The sequence below is a fragment of the Brevibacterium picturae genome, from assembly GCF_900105045.1.
GTDB lineage: Bacteria > Actinomycetota > Actinomycetes > Actinomycetales > Brevibacteriaceae > Brevibacterium > Brevibacterium picturae.
The window spans coordinates 35,264-52,191 of sequence record NZ_LT629739.1 but is presented as its reverse complement, the minus strand read 5'-3'; the positions used below and the strand labels follow the sequence as shown (position 1 = coordinate 52,191).

The following is a 16,928-nucleotide window of genomic DNA, read 5'->3' as shown; positions in this document are numbered from 1 at the left end:
ATGTTGGTTGCATTCTCCATCGCCCCCAGCGGCGGTGACAATGCGGACGCGTCCGTCCACGATGCAGTCGCTGCCGCTGTCGAGGTGGTTCGACGGTCCGGGCTGCCGCACCGAACCGATTCGATGTTCACCACGATCGAAGGCGAATGGGACGAAGTGTTCGCCGTGGTCAAAGCCGCCACCGAGGTTGTCGGTGAGTTCGGACCACGAGTGGCGTTGGTGCTGAAGGCCGACATTCGTCCTGGGTACACGGGTGAGATCGATGGCAAACTCGAGCGGCTGGAGCAGGCCATCGACTCGCGCGGTGGGAACTGAACCGAGACCGGGCCAGGACCGAGACAGTACCGGTCGGTAAGTTGGTCGCTCATGAAATTGACGGGCATTTTCGGGTGACGCAGGTCTCATTCGGGTTTACTCTTTTGATAAGGAAGAAGGAGATGAACAATGAATGGTTCCACGTATTTCACTACAGCCACCGCACTGACGATGGTTGCCCTGCTTGGTTTCATGGCTGCCGGATTCTTTCCGGTCATAGTCGACTTCGCCTTCGCCATCGAAGCAGTGGCAGTCATCCTGGCGCTGATCGGACTTGTGACGGTCGCATTCGTGACCGTGCGCAAGTCGCTGGAGCGTGTCGCTCGCCAGTACTGACTCATGCGCTGATCACCCCGTGATGCGGCGGGGTTCGAGTGACTGCCTTTTTGCAACGGCCCTCGTCGGTGTTTCGGAGACCATTCTCCGAAACACCGACGAGGGCCGCTTTCTGTTCTGGATCGGGCATCGGTTAGGATATTTGAGCCTCCGTAGCTCAGTTGGATAGAGCAACCGCCTTCTAAGCGGTAGGTCGCGGGTTCGAGCCCCGCCGGGGGTACTTTTCGTGGGTTGAGGGCCCCACTGGCCCTGTGACGTTTCCCCACAGCGAGCAATTACCTCCCGACACGGCGTGGCAATTGGTGCACAGCTGGGAAAACGTAGAGAGTGGATGCGTGATGACAGACAGCAAGAGTGCCGTGACGCCACCAGTGGGAGGGGCGCTGAGCGATATCGCGAAGCGAGTCTCAGAAACCCGCTTCACCCTGCAGACCGATGACTTCGCCGACGGTCGCGAGCTTCACCGTCAGCTCTCCTCAGAGCTGACGGACTACCTTCTGCCGCGGATCAATCGGACACAGATGCCCTTTATGATCGCCGTCGGCGGGTCGACCGGTGCCGGGAAGTCGACTTTGGTGAATTCTCTGGTGGGGCGATCCGTGAGTCCGGCCGGGGTGCGCAGGCCGACGACGGGCAACCCGATCGTGATCCACAATCCCGCTGACGCCAAGTTCTTCGAATCGCAGTCCTTCCTGTCCGATCTGCCGAGGAGTACGGACCCCGCGACGTCGACCCCATCCGTCGTGCTCATCGCCGATGACGACGTCGAGCCGGGTACAGCCATCCTCGACTGCCCGGACATCGATTCCATTGCCGAGACGAACCGCGAGCTGGCACGCCGCATCCTGATGAGCGCGGACCTGTGGCTGTTCGTGACCACGGCCAACCGTTACGCGGATGCCGCGCCCTGGGCGCTGCTCAAGGATGCCGCAGCCCGCAATACCTCGGTGGCCATCGTGCTCGATCGGGTACCGCCGGAGGCGAACCGTGAGGTCAGGCACCATCTCTCTAGTCTGCTGTCCGAATCGGGACTGGCGAATTCCCCGATCTTCGCAGTGGCCGAACTCGAATTGGAAGACGGACTGCTGCCGCATTCGGCGATCTATCCGATCCGGTCCTGGATCAGCCAGGTGAGTTCGGAGGGCCGCTCACAGGAGCGGATACGGCAGCGCACCCTCGCCGGTTCGATCGGCGCAATGCCTGCGCAGGTGAAGTCCCTGGCCGACTTCGCAGAGTCGCAGGAGTCGACCTTCGATCGTCTGCAGCTCAGCCTTGAACAGACGTTCGACGCAGCGGATGCGGGACTGGCCGAAGTCTTCTCCGATGGTCGCGTGCTGCACGGAGAGGTCAATGCACGATGGCAGGACTTCGTGGGAACAGGACAGCTTTTCCGCGGGTTGGAGCCCACCATGGCACGCATGCGCGACAGGATCTCCTCCGCTGTGACCGGCAAACACGATGCCGCCTCGCCCCTGCACATCGCGATTTTGCGCAGTGCAGCGATCTCATTGCGAGAGCAGGCGATCGGCGTCGTCGACGAGATCGGCGCTCAGTGGGTGCGAGATCCGGCCGGAGCGACCCTGTTGGATGCTCATCCCGAACTGCACCATAGCGCGAAGGACCTGGAGGATTCGGTCAAATCTGCAGTCAGCGGATGGTCGAACGAGGTGAACGCGCTGGTGCGAGACATCGGTCAGGGCAAGAAGTCCAAGGCGAGGATTCTTTCGTTCGGCGTGGGCGGTGTGTGTGCTGTCGTCGAATACGCGGCATTCTGGGACCCGAAGTACACGGACGGCGACGATCATGCCTCGCGCAATGATGCGAATGTCGCCCTCAGCCTCGCGGGCACGATCTTCGGTGAGCAGGAAGCGGTCAACCTGATCGGATCGATCAGGGATCGGTTCCTGTCGACGGCCGCAGGAATCGTCGGCGGCTGCCGCGAGCCTTTTGACAACGTACTACGACTATCCGCGGTACCGGCGCGGCAATCGGGCGCTCTGCGCGCCTCCGGTGATCGACTTGAGGTGGCATTGTGAATGATCCTGCACAGTCCGAGATCAGGCGTCGGGCCGAAGGAATCCGGCAGACCCTGAATCTGGGGCCAGACAAACTGAGTCCAGATGTTCGCACGGATGCGCAGAACCTGCTCAACCGTGCCGAGGATCGCCTCGGCCTGGGCGAGGAGTTCACCGTTGTGGCCTTCGCCGGATCGACCGGCTCCGGTAAATCATCACTGTTCAATGCCGTAGCCGGATTGGACATTGCCAGAGTCGGTGTCCGGCGCCCAACCACCTCACGTCCCACCGCGTGCGTGTGGGGCGAAGGCGGCAAAGACATCCTCAACTGGCTGCATGTTCCCGAACGCAGTCGCACGTGGCGAGAATCGGCACTCGACGGTGACGACCAGCGCAAGCTCCATGGCCTCATTCTGCTTGATCTGCCCGACCACGATTCGACTGCGGTCAAGCACCGAGTCGAGTCGGACCGACTCGTCGGACTCGTCGACGTCGTCTTCTGGGTCGTTGATCCGCAGAAGTACGCAGACTTCTCGCTGCATTCGGAATACCTGGCGAAGCTGGCAGAGAACAGTTCGAACATGGTCGTCGTTCTCAACCAGATCGACAAACTCAGCGAGGAAGAGCAGAAGGCCGCCACCGACCACCTGCAGCAGCTGCTCGTCGAGGACGGACTCACCGACACCAAGGTGCATATGACCTCGGCGGTCTCACGTGAGGGAATTCCTCAGGTCAGGTCGATCCTCGCCGACACGGTCGACTCCAAGCAGGCGGCTTCCGAGAGGCTCCTGGCAGACATGCAGGCCATGTCCAAGAGGTTGCAGAGCGAACTCGGCGAGCCCGTAGCTGCACCGGACGAGAGCGCGGGCGCATCACGCCTGGTGGAGACCATGTCCGATGCCGCAGGCGTCGAGGCTGTCGCGCAGACCGTCCACGATGACTATATTCGCCGTTGCTACCGCAAGACCGGTTATCCGGTGCTGGCATGGATGCAGAGAAATGCGCCCGACCCCCTGGGTGCTAAGCACGGCCAGGGCCGGGACGAGCTCATCCGCGCCTCGGTTCCGGCGACAAGCAAGGCGCAGAGTTCTCAGGTGCGCCTGATGGCGCATGAGCTCATCGCAGAGTCCGTGTCTGCCCTGCCCAGACCATGGCAGAGCGCCGTCGCGGAAGCCGAGAAGGCCAGTACCACTGAGTTGTCCGAAACTCTCGACTCGGCCGTCACCGCTGTGGATATCAAGCCTCGGACTCCAGGATGGTGGTCTGTGGCCAACATTCTGCAGATCGTCTTCTTCGTCGCCACGATCCTCGGCCTGCTGGGCGTCATCGCCGCTGCGCTTCTCACCGTCCTTGCCCCGGGAACTCTCCCGGGGTGGGGCTGGTTCGTGACTATCGGGCTGCTGGTGGTGGGCATCATCGGATCTGTTGTGACGTCGATGATCGCCAAATCCGCGCGCAGCAAGGGAGCAGACGAGGCTGCCGGTGAAGTCGATCGCAAGCTCCGCGACGCCGTCGGCAGTGTTGCCCAAAGTTCTTATCTGGAACCGGTCAATGCTGTGATCGACGAGCACCGGCGCGCCTACGAAATCCTGCACTGACACTTCTGTGCACATGAGCTCCGACTCATGCGCAAATGCCCTGTGGACGGCCAACGCCCGTCCACAGGGCATTTTTCATGCCTGGACGCCGTCTCTGCCGGGCGCGCTCAATGGTGGTTCACCTGATCGGCCGATTCAGGCTGCGTCGCCCCCGATGGGTGATCCATCAGGACCATCATGAGCCGCTCCCAAGAAACGAGGCAGCACAATGTCCATCATTCCGATCAATCTCAGCGGTACTTTGGCCGCCGATCCGCAGAGCCGGACGTTGCCGTCGGGCAGAGCCTGCGCTTCCTTCCGCCTGGCCGTCAACCATTGGCGACTCGACAAAACGACAGGAGAGTATGCCGCCGACACGACCTCGTGGTTCAGCGTCGACTGCTACGGGCCCCTGGCCAGCAATTGCTCGATGAGTCTGCAGCGAGGCATGTTCGTTGTGGTGCAGGGAACTCTGAAGATCCGAGAATGGTCGACGGAGGAGAAGAGCGGTATCGCTCCGACAGTGGTGGCCGAACATATCGGCCCGGACCTCAGGTACGGGACCGCGAACTACCAGAAGGCCAGCAGCGCCAACCGGCAGCAGGAGGGTCAGCAACAGGCAGCGCCAGGCAGTGACTCAGGCTGGGCAGGACTCGACGGTGAGGTCGCGGGCGGCGCGCCGGAGATCTCCGGCGAGACGAGCCCCGACTCTGCGCGCGATGCGGATGGGGCCGAGGAAGATGAGGCCCCGCACGAAGATGGGGGCGACTCGGGAGACGTCGCTGATGCCATCGCACGTGACACGGTCAGCGCAGCAGCTCCGTTCTGATCCGGGCCGTCCTCGGGCGCGGGCGTCGCCATGGGAGGGATTCGTGTGTTGGTCAACGCTCGAACATGTCGTTTCTGGGCGTGAATCTGCGCGCAATCGGCTAAGGTGAGACTGTTAATCATTCCCATCTGCTGAGGTTGTTGATGCGTCTCGTTCCCTTCTTGAGTCTCGGAGCTCTGACCTTAGCTCTGTCGGGCTGTTCGCTGCTGGGATTCGGCGGTGATGATTCTCAGCCCACGCCGGTTCGGACTCCGGAGACGCCGGCCGCTGAGGTCGACAAGGTGGTCTCCGCGCTCGAACCGCTGACCGGCAACGAGGACACCGTTCCGTCGACGAAGAAGTTCTTCACGACCATGATCGACGCCGGGTACGAAGCGGATCAGCTCGAAGCCACGATCGATGAATCGCCGTTGGGCAATGACGTTCCTGCGAAGATGTTCGGTGTCAAGACCGATAAGGGCTGCGTCATCGGGGAGATTCGGAAGGGAAAGGCCACGGCAGAGCTGATGCCGCCAACCGAATCGACCGGGTCATGTCTGCTCGGCGAGGTCGAGCGTCCGAAAGGTGTCAAGGCGCCCGAGGGCGACAAACGTGAAGAGGACGGCGACTCAAACGGCGCCGGCCACATGCCCGGTGAGGACATCAACGGCAAAGACGGGCCCACTGAGAGCCCGTCATCAGCTGACGGGGGAGCGGAGGAATCGTCGTCGGAAGGCACCTCGTCAGATGGGTCTTCATCCGAGGGGAGTACGTCCGGAAGCTCTTCGTCGGAAGGCGAATCATCTGAAGGTTCCTCGTCTGCAGGCGAATCCGCGGAGGGTTCTACATCCGGTGAAGCGCCCTCGCTGGGCGGCGGCTGAGGCCTGATTCTCACAGTGCGACCCAATTGGCACTTGGGTGTGCCTAACCGATAGCCTGAAGTTATTATGGCCGAATTCATTTACACCATGCACAAGGCGCGCAAAGCGCACGGTGACAAAGTCATTCTGGATGACGTGTCGATGTCCTTCTACCCCGGGGCGAAGATCGGCATGGTCGGTCCGAACGGCGCCGGTAAGTCAACAATTCTCAAGATCATGGCGGGGCTCGAACACCCCTCCAACGGTGAAGCTCGCCTCAGCCCCGGCTACAGCGTGGGCATCCTGTTGCAGGAACCACCCCTGAACGAGGAGAAGACGGTCCTCGGCAACGTCGAAGAAGGCGTCGGCGAGATCAAAGCGAAACTCGACCGTTTCAACGCGATCTCCGAAGAGATGGCCAGTCCAGATGCAGACTTCGACGCTCTCATGGAGGAGATGGGCAAGCTGCAGGAGGCTATCGATGCCGCTGACGCCTGGGATCTCGACTCCCAGCTCGAGCAGGCGATGGACGCGTTGCGCTGCCCCCCACCAGATGCCGATGTCAGTGTGCTCTCCGGCGGCGAGCGTCGTCGAGTGGCATTGTGCAAGCTGCTGCTGGAAAAGCCTGATCTGCTCCTGCTTGATGAGCCCACCAACCATCTCGACGCGGAATCCGTGCTGTGGCTGGAACAGCACCTGACGTCCTACCCGGGCGCCGTCATCGCGATCACTCACGATAGGTACTTCCTCGATCACGTGGCCCAATGGATCGCCGAGATCGACCGCGGACACCTCTACCCCTATGAGGGCAACTACTCGACGTATCTCGAGAAGAAGCAGGAACGTCTGCAGGTCCAGGGGAAGAAGGACGCCAAGCTGTCGAGGCGCCTCAAGGACGAACTCGAATGGGTGCGATCGAATCCGAAGGCCAAGCAGACGAAGTCGAAGGCTCGTCTGGCTCGCTACGAGGAGATGGCAGCAGAAGCCGAGAAGACCAAGAAACTGGACTTCGAAGAGATTCAGATCCCTGCCGGACCTCGCCTCGGTGACATCGTCATCGAGGCATCCGACTTGCAGAAGGGCTACGACAATCGTCTGCTCATCGATGGTCTCAGCTTCTCCCTGCCGCGCAACGGAATCGTGGGTGTCATTGGACCCAACGGTGTCGGCAAGACGACTCTGTTCAAGTCCATCGTCGGGCTCGAAGAACTCGACGGGGGAGACCTCAAGATCGGCGAGAGCGTCAAGACCTCCTACGTCGATCAGTCCCGTGGCGGAATCGACCCGAACAAGAACCTCTGGGAGGTCGTCTCGGACGGACTCGACTTCATCCAGGTGGGTAACGTCGAGATGCCCTCCAGGGCATATGTCTCCGCGTTCGGTTTCAAGGGACCGGACCAGCAGAAGAAGGCCGGTGTCCTCTCCGGTGGTGAGCGCAACCGTCTTAATCTGGCGCTGACCCTCAAACAGGGCGGAAACCTGCTGCTGCTCGATGAGCCGACCAACGACCTCGACGTCGAGACACTCGGTTCCTTGGAGAACGCACTCCTCGAGTTCCCCGGCTGCGCCGTGGTCGTCTCGCACGACCGTTGGTTCCTCGACCGTGTGGCGACACACATCCTGGCGTGGGAAGGCACGGAAGAGGATCCTGCAAAATGGTACTGGTTCGAAGGCAACTTCGAGTCCTATGAGGAGAACAAGGTCGAACGACTCGGTGAAGACGCGGCTCGTCCCCACCGCGTGACCCACCGTCGCCTCACTCGCGACTGATCGAGGTCTGTGCTCTGCGGGCAGTCGATGCAGAACACAGAGCCGAGTTCCAACAGATGATGCCCCGGTCCGCGACCGGGGCATCATCTGTTGGCATAGGTCAGCTTTCGGGCTGCTGACGGTCAGGAGAACAGCTCGCCGACCCTCGTGAGAAGCTTGATCAGATATCGGACGGCAACGGTGCCGATGACTCCGATGACGATCGATATGAGTGCAGTCACCGCCAGATTCACCTCCATGGCCTCTCGGAGGAATGCCAAGGCCACAATGGAGATGATTATGAAGAGCGCGACATTGACCAGGCGAGACAGGATCGTCCCGAGAATCTCAATCATCGCGGTGTCTTTGCTCACTGTGGCGCCTTGATGCGGACCATGCCCTCCTGAGCGACAGTGGCCAGCAGTTCCCCGCTCTGAGCGAAGATGCGACCGTAACCGAGGCCGCGACCGCCCTGTGCCGCGGGGGACTCCTGAACGTAGAGCATCCATTCATCGACCCGGACCCGGCGATGCCACCACATCGCATGGTCCAGACTGGCCACCCTCAGTCCCGGGCTCGTCCAGCTCAGGCCCTGCCGGCGCAGAACCGGCTCGAGCAGGTTGAAGTCGCTGGCGTAGGCCAAAGCAGCGGCATTGAGCACGGGGTCATCACCGAACGGCGAGCTGGCACGGAACCATATGTGCTGCTGCTCGCGCTGTCGGTCATCAGTGGAGTTGAGATACAGCGATGCTTCCACCGGACGGATCTCGAAGGGGCGTTTGTTCAGCCATTCGGTCACCTGCGGAGAGTCCTGGCCGGCCAGGATGTCGCGCAGTTCCGGGCACTCCTGGGGGCCAGGCAGCCCGGCCGGCATGGCCTCGGCATGCTCGAACCCCTCCTGTTCCTCCTGGAACGAGGCGATCAATGACAGGATCGGCGCGTTCTTCTGATACGCGTGGACGCGTCGGGCGGAGAACGAGCGTCCGTCACGCAGGCGTTCGACTCCGAATTCAATCGGTTCGCTGACATCGCCGGCGCGCAGGAAGTAGCCGTGAAGGGAGTGGATGAGCCGGTCCGCCGGCAGGGTCGCAGCAGCAGCCACCACAGACTGGGCCACGACCTGACCGCCGAAGACTCGCCCATCGGGTTTGTACTGGTTCTGCCCGATGAAGTAGTCACTCTCTCGGGACGCCGAGGTGAAGCTTAGGCTCTCGAGTTCCAGGACTCTGCGCAGCGTGTCGACGTTCGCCTCGGCAGTGGTGTCTTCCGCATCGCTCATATGGGCCTCCAGCCTACGACAATGATTGTCCTACGTGTGGTCACGATCCTATCGCGGCCGTCGCCGCAACGGTGAAAGTGGCATGATGGGACATATGCACATCGGCACCACGAATCCCCATCTGAACGAATTCACGCGAGTACTGCTGGAGCTGAGATGGGGTGACATGGATGCCTATGGCCACGTGAATAACGTCACCCAGCTGCGTCTGCTCGAAGAGGCCCGCGTCCGGGCTCTCGGCTCACCGACGCACAGCACCGACGCACCCACGACACCGGGTCAGTCGGGCATCGCGGATACGGTATCGGGAATCACGATACCTTCGGTCTTCGCCGAGGCTTCGGAGACGACGGAACTGCTCGTGGCCTCGCACGCGATCGAATACCGCCGCCCGATTCCCTACCGCGCTGGGCCCATCGCCATCGATCTGGTCATCAGTGAAGTCAAGCCGGCGTCCGTGACGATCGGCTACGTCATCGCCGAGCCCGATGGATCGGTCGGCTATACGCTGGCCGAGACCGTCATCGTCTTCGTGGACAGAGAGAACTCTCGCCCGCGACGCCTGAGCAATAAGGAGAAACTGACAATGGAAGACGTCATTCGACCTGCCGTTCCGATGCGGGGCCGCCGATGACCGAACTTGAGATCGCCGATCCGCTGGCGATGAAGGACCTGGCCGCGTTCACCTCGTTGGCGCACAGGCTCGATCCCGACGGAGCCATGCGTCTGCACGTGTCCGCGACAGTGCTTGTCGTCACCGTTGCGCCCCTGTACCCCCATGGCCTCGGAGATTCCACACCGCTGGTGCTCGCGATGCGCATGCTCCGTCTGAGCGGCCCGGAGCAGGACGGACTCGATGAGGTCGTGCCTCTGGCTAACCTCAAGGATCGTTTCGCCAGAGCGGAGAACGGCACCCGACTGCCGGTGCCGCCCAATTCGGTGCTGGTGTCCTGGACCGGAATTGCGCCCCCGAAGGGACAGTGGACTTCCCGCGACAGAATCTCCGGTGATGTGATTCGTTCCACCGCCGAGGCGGGAGTCGCCGAGATCAGCGACGGGGCCCCGGAAGGTGCGGGCTCACACGCGGTGAAGGCGCTGCGTTCGCGTGTGTGGTCGAAGCCGATGACGGGAGTCGGCGGTACTGAACTGCCCGGCGGGCTCGCATTCGCTGCAGATGCGCTGCGTTTCGTGCCCGAGACGGCAACCGCCCCAGCAGGACAGCCCGAGGAGTACGAGCTGTTCGAAACCTCCGGGTGGCTGCGGATCGCGACCCCGGGCGGGCACCTGCTCACCCGGGCCCGTTGACCCCGCCGCCGACGGTCCCGTCAGAAGTGACGAATCAGAGGTGTCTGCTCAGACCGGATTGCTGTTGGTGTTGACCATCGCCGTGGCCGCGCGCTGGAAGTAGTCCCAGAAGATTTCGTCGTAGAGCGGCGGCAGCGCTACATCATCAAGGGCGGCACGCATGCTGGCCAACCACCGGTCACGAGCGTCGAAGTCGACGGGGAAGGGGAAGTGGCGCATCCGCAGTCGCGGGTGCCCACGCTGCTCCTGGTAGGTCGTCGGACCGCCGAAGTACTGTTCGAGGAACATCTGCAGGCGGTGCTTGGCACCGGTGAGGTCGTGTCCCTCCGGGTACATGGCGATGAGGACTTCGTCCCGATCGACGTTTTCGTAGAAGACATCGACGAGTCGCGTGAAGGTGGGGTGGCCACCGACGGCGTCGAAGATGGTCTCATTCGATGTCTGCGTCACGTTCAGCTCTCTCCGTCTGCGGAATTGGTTCCGGAATCATCCGTGGTCGACCGGATCTCGTCATCACTGGGCAGAGGCGAGGGCCCACGGTCGGCGTAGCGGGGTGTCGTGGGCGTGGTCCGAGGCTGCTCGTCGGCATTGCTGTCTGCGGAGGAGTCGGACGAGTCCGTCGACCGGGGGAGCGTCCGCAGGACCGTCTCCTGAACGATCGGAACCTGGATGCCCCGCCTGTCGAACTCATTGGTGAGTTCGGCACGGAAGGCGCGTTCGACCATCCACTGCAGGTTGGGCTTCGTCTTGATCATCGTGCGGATGACCCTGTATTCGGCCGAGATCGACTGGACGCCGGCGATCTCTGGGATCTCGAGCATGGCGGAGGCCACATCAGTGTCCTTGGCCATGGCCGCCGTCACGTCCTCAGTGATCTCACGGTAGGTGTCCATCGAGGTGGTGTAGTTGACCGGGATCTCCAGCACTGCACGTGCCCACCCCTGTGACAGGTTTCCGACTCGCATGATCTCACCGTTGCGCACGTGCCACAGCGTTCCAGTGAGATCACGGATCGCTGTTTTGCGGAGGCCGAAGTCCTCGACTTCGCCGACGGCCTCGCCGACGTCGACGGTGTCACCGATGCCGTACTGGTCCTCGATGACCATGAAGAAGCCGGACAGGTAGTCCTTGACGAGCTCCTGCGCGCCGAAGGCCAGTGCCACACCGACGATTCCCGCCGAGGCCAGAATCGGGGCGATGTTGAAGTTCATCTGGTCGAGGACCATGAGCACGGCGATGACGCTGATGATGATCGTCGCTACTGATGAGAGCATCCGGCCGACGGTCTTCGCGCGCTGCGCACGGCGTTCACGGATGACCGTCGGTTCGATGCCTGTCCGCTGTGATTCGGCGGTGGTGCTGGAGAACTTGCTGTTCTCGCCCGACTTCGCACTGCCGACGGTGCCCTTGGCCACTGCAGTGGAGAAACGTCGGATGACGAGTCGCATCACAATGTTGAGCACGATGGCACCAACGATGATGATGAGGATTCTCAGCGGCGCGTCGAGCAGGAAGTCCCAATCCAGCTTGGGCGCGGACAACAGGTCAGAATTCAGTGTTTGCAAAGTCATGATGCCACGAGCCTAACGAGCGAACGTCAATGCGCCCTTGGAACTGCTGGACACTTCCTGAGCACGTAGGGCTCTCTGGGCATCGGCGAGATTCTCACGCATCAGCCGCAGCAACCCCTTAGGAGCCGCGGGATGGTCGTTGAGCCATTCCCGGGTTGCCTTGACGGTGTGGGCGCTGACCGGGGGAAACAGCCGCAGAGTCATGGTCTGCGCCATCTCGAGGGTCCGCGTCTCCCACCAGCCGGAGACCCGCTGGAAGTATTCGGTGGAGAAATCCTGCAAGGGGGCCTGTGAGGCGAGGATCTCACCGGTCTCCGTCTGCAGCCCGGCCGCGAATCCCAGCGCCAGGGCACCGAGCTCGGAATTCGGAAGTTCGACATCATCGAGGATCCTGTTGTACGCCTTCGACTTCGCCGCCGAGGTGGGCCTTGCGCTGCGAGCCGTCGCCGCCTGCCGTACACCGGCCGCTGACGGATCGGTGGTGGCCATGTCCGTGATCGCGGAGTCGTCGATCGCATCATGTGCGGCCAGAGCGATGATGATCTCCCAGCTGAGATCGGTGTCGATGGTGATTCCGTGGATCGTGTCCTCGGCGGCGTCCAGCCAGGACTTCAGCTGCGCGATCTGCGCCTGGCTCGTCGCGTGTTTGATGAAGCCGCGAACGAACTGAAATGCCTGGTCAGTTCCACCAGGAACCGTGTCGAGGAGCTCTGCGAAACGGTCGGCAACGGCAGTATGGGCCTCGGCCCGTTCTGCGGGAGGCAGGAAGGCCCCGACAGCGGTCTCGAGCTGACGCATCTGTGTGAGCAGACCGGAGGAATGCGTCACGGCTGCGACGTTGTCCAAGACCGTGGCGATGTAGTCCTGAGCCGGGCGCTGACCATCCCTGACCGTGTCCCACAGGGTGCCGAGGACGAGCAGCTGGGTCAGCGAATCATCGAAGTCGCCCAGTCGCGTTGCAGCCACGTCCATACTCTCGTGATCGAAGCGGACCTTCGCATAGCTCAGGTCCTCGTCGTTGACGATGACGACCTCGGGTTTGGGCAGACCTCGGGCCTCGTCGACGGCGGTCGACTCGGAATCGATGTCGAGCGGGAAGCTGTGAGTGCGGACGAGCCGGCCTTGGCCGTTGTCGGAATAGAACCCGATGGACAGACGGTGCGGACGCAGAGACGGAACCGGCTGCCCCTCGATCACCCAGGGCTTCTGGGTCACGCGCAGCTCGGTCACCACCTCGGCGTCCTTGTCGGTTTCGGTGTCGAGCTCGGCCTCGATGAGGTTGACACCGGACTCCTCAAGCCACAGCTTCGACCACGTGGCGAGGTCGCGACCGCTAGTCGCCTCGAGTTCGTCGAGGAGGTCGGGCAGCTCCGTGTTCGACCACGCATGCTTGTCGAAATAGCGTTTCAGGCCGGAGAAGAACTCCTCGCGACCGACCCACGCGACGAGCTGTTTGAGCACCGAGGCGCCCTTGGCGTAGGTGATCCCGTCGAAGTTGACCTCGACATCGGCGAGGTCTTCGATGCTCGCGACGATCGGGTGCGTGCTCGGCAGCTGATCCTGACGATAGGCCCACGACTTCTCAATCGTGGCGAACGTCGTCCAGGCGTCTGAGTATTCGGTGGCCTCGGCGGTGGCCAACGTCGACATGAATTCGGCGAAGGACTCGTTGAGCCACAGATCGTTCCACCACTTCATGGTGACCAGATCCCCGAACCACATGTGGGCCAGTTCGTGGAGCACTGTCACCGTGCGACGCTCCACAAGTGCCTCGGTGGGCCGGGACCGGAAGACGTAGTTCTCCAGAATGGTCACCGCACCGGCGTTCTCCATCGCACCGGCGTTGAACTCGGGAACGAAGAGCTGATCGTACTTCTCGAACGGGTAGGACACCCCGAACTCACGTTCGTAGAATTCGAAACCGGCTCGGGTGATGCCGAACAGGTTCTGTGCATCAAGATGCTCGAAGAGGGAGTCGCGGCAGTACAGCCCCAGGGGAACGGGGGAGCCGTCAGAGGATGTCAGCTCGGAGTGCACGCTGCGGTACGGGCCGGCCACGATCGCAGTGATGTAGGACGAGATCGGTGTCGTCGGGGCGAACTGCCACACCGCGGTGTCGTCGACCGGTGCTTCGTCGAGTTCGATGAAGACTTCGCCGGGATCACCGGGAGTCGGGGTGGGGGAGTTCGACACGACCGTCCAGCGGGAAGGGGCGACGACGGTGAAGGAGAACGGAGCCTTGAGGTCGGGCTGTTCGAACACGGGGAAGACGCGCCTGGCGTCGGGAACCTCGAACTGTGAGTAGAGGTACACCTCGTCGTCGATGGGATCGATGAACCGGTGCAGACCCTCACCGGTGTTCATATAGGAGAAGTGGGCATCGATGATGAGTTCGTTCTCAGCGGCGAGCCCCGGCAGGGTGATTCGAGATGGAGCAACGACCTCGGCGGCCTCGAGATCGAGTCCGTTGAGCCGGATGCGTTCGACGCTGGCGGTGATGGCATCGATGAATGTCGTGGACTCCGGCGTTGCGGTGAAGCGGATGCGGGAGCGAACTCGGAAGCTCTCGCCCTTTCCTGTGAGAATCAGGGTGTTCTCGTAGCTCGAGACGTCGACGAGGGATGAACGTCTGCGAGCTTCCTCGCGAGTGAGGTTGTATTGGGGCACTTTGAGGTGACCTCCGCTTCGGGTCCGGGTGTACTTCGCCATTCTTTCATGGACGCATTCCTCTTCGTCGGCAAGACTTGATAAATTGGCCTCGGACGGCGCGGGCGATTCTCCAGTGTCCGCGCACACGCTGATAAGGAGCGAAATTGAGCAGAGAGACACTTGACCTGTGGTTCGACACGGCCTGCCCGTGGGCGTGGATGACATCGCGCTGGGGCCTCGAGGTCGCCAAGGTCCGTGACGTCGATGTGAAGTTCCATGTCATGAGCCTGAACATCCTCAACCGGGATAAGGACATCCCGGCCGACTATCGGAAGCTGATGGACCGCGCCCTCGCACCGATGCGCATCGTCACCGCCGCCATCGCCGAGCACGGCGATCAGATTGCCGAACCCCTGTACACCGCTATCGGCACTCGGATCCATCCGGGCGGAGAGAAGGACTTCGACAAGGCCGTCGCCGAGGCCCTGGATGAGGTCGGTCTGCCTGCTGATCTGATGAAGTACGGCGAACGCGATGACTACGACGCTGCGTTGCAGGAATCACACGATGAGGCTCTGGCCCTTGTCGGCGACGAGGTGGGCACGCCCATCTGCCGTGTGGGCGGCACCGCCTTCTTCGGCCCCGTCGTCACTCCGGCCCCGAAAGGAGAGGACGCGGGTCGCCTCTTCGACGGCGTTCTCGCTGTCGCCTCGACACCAGGATTCTTCGAACTCAAACGCACGCGCGATCAGGACCCGATCTTCGACTGAGTCCCTGGACTCTCCACCAACACCACCTGCAGCACAAACCATTCGCTCATTGCCGGGCATTTCGGCCCGGACACTTCGAAGGAGAGACCAGATGAAGGTTCATCTCGGCACCGACCACGCAGGATTCGAGTTCAAAGAGGTTCTCAAGACCCACCTCGGCGAATCGGGTCACGAGGTCGTCGACCACGGCGCGCTCGAATACGACGCACTCGATGACTATCCCGCATTCTGCATCGCAGCGGCTCAGGCCGTCATCGATGACCAGGCTGCGGGCGTCGAGGCCCTGGGCGTCGTCATCGGCGGATCGGGCAACGGCGAGCAGATCGCTGCGAACATGGTCAGAGGCGCGCGCACGGCGCTGGCATGGAACCCGGAGATCGCCAAGCTCGCACGCGGCCACAACAACGCCCAGATCGTCTCGGTGGGAGCCAGGCAGCACACCGAAGCTGAGTCCATCGCCATCGTCGATGCCTTCCTGGCGGAGCCCTTCTCCGGCGAAGAGCGGCACGAACGTCGAATCCGAATCATGGACGCCTACGAGACCGAAGGCCCGTCGGCGCTGTGACTGCGACGGTGACGCTGTGAAGATCCGTGGTGCCGTGCTTCGGGACGAGGGTGCCGGGCGTCCTTATGCGAAGACTCAGCCGATGTCGATCGAAGAACTCGAACTCGACGCGCCCGGCCCCGGAGAGGTGCTCATCAGGCTGCGTGCTGCGGGTGTCTGCCACTCCGATCTGTCCGTGATCGACGGAAACCGTCCGCGACCCCTGCCGATGCTGCTCGGCCACGAGGGCGCTGGAGTGGTCGAACAGCTCGGTGAGGGAGTCGACGACCTCGAGATCGGCGATCAGGTCGTCACCGTGTTTCTGCCTCGCTGCGGCGAATGTGCGAACTGTCGCACCGACGGCAAACTCCCTTGCACTCCGGGCAGTGCCACGAACGGTGCCGGTACGCTGCCGTTCGACGGACACAAGGTCCGACTCCACGACAGCACGGACGCCGAGGTGCTCCACCACCTCGGCGCGTCGGTCTTCGCTTCTCATGCTGTGCTCAATCGCGCCTCGGTCGTTCCGGTGGCTTCCGACGTTCCTGCGTCGATCGCGGCCGTGCTCGGCTGCGCGGTGCTCACAGGCGGGGGAGCGGTCCTCAACGCGGGAGTTCCGGGGCCCGAGGACGAAATCATGATCGTGGGCTTGGGCGGAGTCGGCATGGCCGCTCTGATCACGGCGCTGTCCATCGAGACGGCGGGAGTCATCGGCGTCGACGCGAATCCTGACAAACTGGTCCGGGCACAGGAACTGGGTGCGGCCGAGGTCTACACGCCTGAACAGCTGGGGCAGCGGCGGGCACCGATCGTCATCGAATGCGTGGGTCATCCACGCGCCTTCGAGACCGCGTTCTCTGCGACCGCAGTCGGTGGGAAGACCGTCACCGTGGGGCTGCCGGCACCGGACGCGCAATCACACATCACCCCGGTCACGCTCACGGCCGAAGCACGCACAGTCCTCGGCTCGTATCTGGGTTCGGCGGTGCCCAGCCGTGATATTCCCGTCTACGCCGACCTTTGGCGTCAGGGTAAGCTGCCGGTCGAGGAACTGGTTTCGGACACCATCGGCCTCGATGACATCAATGCAGCCTTCGACGCTCTGGCAGACGGAACCGTCGTGCGGCAGGTCATCGACTTCCAGCGCTGA

17 protein-coding genes and 1 tRNA gene are annotated in these 16,928 nt (G+C 62.4%); 13 read left to right on the top strand and 5 right to left on the bottom strand.

Annotated elements, in window-relative coordinates; genetic code table 11:
- The 8 genes from BLT92_RS00245 to ettA all read left to right on the top strand — a co-directional run bounded on the left by BLT92_RS00245 (position 1) and on the right by ettA (position 7,681).
- Complete coding sequence (locus BLT92_RS00245; protein WP_092101666.1) at positions 1-315, top strand: thiamine-binding protein; 315 nt, start codon at positions 1-3, stop codon at positions 313-315.
- Positions 316-444: 129 nt separating this feature from the next.
- Complete coding sequence (locus BLT92_RS00240) at positions 445-651, top strand: hypothetical protein (protein WP_092101663.1); 207 nt, start codon at positions 445-447, stop codon at positions 649-651.
- Positions 652-797: 146 nt separating this feature from the next.
- Positions 798-871, top strand: a tRNA-Arg gene (locus tag BLT92_RS00235).
- 118 nt (positions 872-989) lie between these two features.
- Entirely contained in the window at positions 990-2,687 is a 1,698-nt protein-coding gene (locus BLT92_RS00230) for a dynamin family protein (protein WP_231938948.1), read from the top strand.
- The gene (locus BLT92_RS00225) at positions 2,684-4,264 is read left to right on the top strand and encodes a GTPase (RefSeq protein ID WP_092101660.1); all 1,581 of its coding nucleotides are present in this window, start codon (positions 2,684-2,686) and stop codon (positions 4,262-4,264) included. Before BLT92_RS00230 ends, BLT92_RS00225 begins: the two co-directional genes overlap by 4 nt.
- 208 nt (positions 4,265-4,472) lie before the next feature.
- The gene (locus BLT92_RS00220) at positions 4,473-5,072 is read left to right on the top strand and encodes a single-stranded DNA-binding protein (protein ID WP_092101657.1); all 600 of its coding nucleotides are present in this window, start codon (positions 4,473-4,475) and stop codon (positions 5,070-5,072) included.
- 143 nt (positions 5,073-5,215) lie between these two features.
- Positions 5,216-5,932: a DUF6993 domain-containing protein gene (locus BLT92_RS00215; RefSeq protein WP_092101655.1), complete on the top strand. Its 717-nt coding sequence runs from the start codon at positions 5,216-5,218 to the stop codon at positions 5,930-5,932.
- Positions 5,933-5,998: 66 nt separating this feature from the next.
- Positions 5,999-7,681 (top strand): energy-dependent translational throttle protein EttA, encoded by a 1,683-nt coding sequence (ettA, locus tag BLT92_RS00210; RefSeq protein ID WP_092101652.1) that lies wholly within the window; start codon positions 5,999-6,001, stop codon positions 7,679-7,681.
- Between the two features lie 122 nt (positions 7,682-7,803).
- Here the strand turns inward: ettA and BLT92_RS00205 are convergent, their stop codons facing one another.
- Both BLT92_RS00205 and BLT92_RS00200 read right to left on the bottom strand, forming a co-directional pair.
- Positions 7,804-8,034 (bottom strand): hypothetical protein, encoded by a 231-nt coding sequence (locus tag BLT92_RS00205; protein ID WP_231938947.1) that lies wholly within the window; start codon positions 8,032-8,034, stop codon positions 7,804-7,806.
- Positions 8,031-8,939 (bottom strand): acyl-CoA thioesterase, encoded by a 909-nt coding sequence (locus tag BLT92_RS00200; protein WP_092101650.1) that lies wholly within the window; start codon positions 8,937-8,939, stop codon positions 8,031-8,033. The genes BLT92_RS00205 and BLT92_RS00200 overlap by 4 nt, the downstream gene beginning before the upstream one ends.
- A gap of 82 nt (positions 8,940-9,021) precedes the next feature.
- Here BLT92_RS00200 and BLT92_RS00195 point away from each other — a divergent pair, with 82 nt between their 5' ends.
- Both BLT92_RS00195 and BLT92_RS00190 read left to right on the top strand, forming a co-directional pair.
- On the top strand, positions 9,022-9,573 hold the full coding sequence (locus BLT92_RS00195) for an acyl-CoA thioesterase (RefSeq protein WP_231938946.1): 552 nt from the start codon (positions 9,022-9,024) through the stop codon (positions 9,571-9,573).
- Positions 9,570-10,244, top strand: a complete 675-nt coding sequence (locus BLT92_RS00190; protein ID WP_092101643.1) for a DUF8185 domain-containing protein — start codon at positions 9,570-9,572, stop codon at positions 10,242-10,244. Before BLT92_RS00195 ends, BLT92_RS00190 begins: the two co-directional genes overlap by 4 nt.
- Positions 10,245-10,292: 48 nt before the next feature.
- On the opposite strand, the gene BLT92_RS00185 is transcribed toward BLT92_RS00190, so the two are convergent.
- The 3 genes from BLT92_RS00185 to pepN are packed head-to-tail and all read right to left on the bottom strand — an operon-like array spanning position 10,293 to position 14,524.
- Positions 10,293-10,694 (bottom strand): globin, encoded by a 402-nt coding sequence (locus BLT92_RS00185; RefSeq protein ID WP_092101640.1) that lies wholly within the window; start codon positions 10,692-10,694, stop codon positions 10,293-10,295.
- A 2-nt stretch (positions 10,695-10,696) separates the two neighbouring features.
- Entirely contained in the window at positions 10,697-11,815 is a 1,119-nt protein-coding gene (locus BLT92_RS00180) for a mechanosensitive ion channel family protein (RefSeq protein ID WP_231938945.1), read from the bottom strand.
- 12 nt (positions 11,816-11,827) lie between these two features.
- Entirely contained in the window at positions 11,828-14,524 is a 2,697-nt protein-coding gene (gene pepN / locus BLT92_RS00175; RefSeq protein WP_092101638.1) for an aminopeptidase N, read from the bottom strand.
- Positions 14,525-14,628: 104 nt separating this feature from the next.
- Here pepN and BLT92_RS00170 point away from each other — a divergent pair, with 104 nt between their 5' ends.
- From BLT92_RS00170 to BLT92_RS00160, 3 genes are all read left to right on the top strand, one after another.
- The gene (locus BLT92_RS00170) at positions 14,629-15,234 is read left to right on the top strand and encodes a mycothiol-dependent nitroreductase Rv2466c family protein (protein WP_092101635.1); all 606 of its coding nucleotides are present in this window, start codon (positions 14,629-14,631) and stop codon (positions 15,232-15,234) included.
- Between the two features lie 91 nt (positions 15,235-15,325).
- Entirely contained in the window at positions 15,326-15,799 is a 474-nt protein-coding gene (locus BLT92_RS00165; protein ID WP_092101633.1) for a ribose-5-phosphate isomerase, read from the top strand.
- 16 nt (positions 15,800-15,815) lie between these two features.
- Positions 15,816-16,928, top strand: coding sequence for an alcohol dehydrogenase catalytic domain-containing protein (locus tag BLT92_RS00160; RefSeq protein ID WP_092101630.1), 1,113 nt, complete (start codon positions 15,816-15,818; stop codon positions 16,926-16,928).